Here is a 1,729-nt window from a genome sequence, read left to right on the forward strand (position 1 = left end):
AAGAAACCATGGTGGAAGCTGTGGTAATAAGATAACCATAGTGTAAGGCCGCTGCTTTATGGCAGTGGCCTGTTTTATTGTGCCGAAGCTTTTTTTACGATAGTTCAGTGCATCACCAGTCTGGTTGTTGTGATGTATAGCGCTAAAGCAATAAGGGTTGCTCCTGAAAACTGGTGGACTCGTTTGGATAATCGCTCGCTTTTACTCAAACGCTCTCCAATAGCACTAGCAAAAAACACCAGTGGTAGTTCCACAAGAACCATGATAATCACGAGTATTACCCCTAAAAGAAGCATCTGTTCACTGACCCGACCCATTTCATGAGAAATAAATTGAGGGAAAAAAGAGAGGGTAAAAATAATAGCTTTAGGATTAAGTAAATTAGTCATTACTCCCTGCATATAGATCTTTTTAAGAGTACGAGCAGGGCGCTTATCTAACGATGATATCATTGCATGATGAGTAAAGATCCCCCAACCAATCCATCCCATATACAAAGCTCCTGTAAGTACAAGGATCTTATACAATGCCGGAGATGCTGAAACGACGGCGGCGACGCCTAGCGTTGCCAAAATGACATGAATGTATGCCCCGCTGGCGACTCCTAAGATAGAAACTACCCCTGCTTTTTTCCCGCTAGATAGCGCGTTTGACATCACGTACACCATGTCTGTACCTGGGGTGATCATCAATACGAATGTTGCAACGGTGAAAAGAGCTATTAAATTACTGTCGATCATTTTTCGATTACCTAAAGTGAGTTGTGTAATCGCAGGGTGACAAAGGTTAGAAGGCAGTTATATAACAGAATTGCTCACTTGAACTCGGCGGCATACTTTTTAGGAGAGATCCCAAATGTGGCTTTAAATTGACGACCTAAATGAGACTGGTCAGAAAAGCCACAGGCTACAGCGGCACTCGCTATAGGGTAACCATTGCCAAGGAGCTGCTTTGCTTTTAGTAACCTCAATTGGCGCAAGTACTTGTTCGGAGAAATATTGAAAACTCGAGAAAACTGACGGCATAGGTGGAACTTAGAAAGGTTGACCTCATGAGCTAAGTGATCGAGAGTGATCAATTCGTTGTAATGAGTTTCTAGATAGTCGCGTGCTTTTACTAATTTCCTGAAGTCTTCTACCTTAGGAGAAAGGTCATCGACGATGACAATTTGCGATAGTCGTTCGACGAGAAGTCCCATACATCGAGTCCAACAGACGTCAATATCAAACATGGTTGATGACGGTTCTGCTAATTGCATGGCACATTGTACTAATTCTTGGTGCAATTCTGGTGAGTTCACTGTCATGTGTGAAATCAACGGGACACGTTGTCCGAATTGTTCAAACGCCTTACTTAGCTCTGTCTCTTGGACATAGAACATCACATATTTACAGTTATCGGAGCCAAGGACTTTTCCTGCATGGACCTCTCCGGGAGCGAGCAGGGATACTTGCCCAGACGTTACTACCCCATCACCATTCCCTTTAGGGCTATTGTCATGAGCACCTGTAATCACAGCACCAATAGACCATGTTTCATGCCAATGAGCATCAAACTTATGACTTGCAAAATCTGCAATTAGAACTTCAACACCACCGCGATTTTCGACGGCGTAAAATTGGGCATTATTTAACAACATCAGCCAAAAACTCAGTATTCAATCCTTGATATCTTGAGCGACCATTGAACTCATTAACGTAATATTTATCAAGTTCTAGTTGGCTTTGTC

General features: G+C 42.7%; 2 protein-coding genes. Both read right to left on the reverse strand.

Translation table 11 applies throughout. From position 1 onward, the window contains the following. Window positions 1-104: 104 nt before the first annotated feature. Window positions 105-740: a LysE family translocator gene (locus tag AC4MRV_RS22035; protein ID WP_491189402.1), complete on the reverse strand. Its 636-nt coding sequence runs from the start codon at window positions 738-740 to the stop codon at window positions 105-107. Window positions 741-814: 74 nt separating this feature from the next. Then, entirely contained in the window at window positions 815-1,639 is an 825-nt protein-coding gene (locus tag AC4MRV_RS22040) for an AraC family transcriptional regulator (RefSeq protein WP_491189403.1), read from the reverse strand. Window positions 1,640-1,729: the final 90 nt, after the last annotated feature.

It is taken from the genome of Vibrio sp. (genome assembly GCF_984391705.1).

What these genes read in the sequence shown, in the direction of transcription:
- AC4MRV_RS22035 (WP_491189402.1), bottom strand. Translation starts at nt 740, where the DNA reads ATGATCGACAGTAATTTAATAGCTCTTTTCACCGTTGCAACATTCGTA.
- AC4MRV_RS22040 (WP_491189403.1), bottom strand. Translation starts at nt 1,639, where the DNA reads ATGTTGTTAAATAATGCCCAATTTTACGCCGTCGAAAATCGCGGTGGT.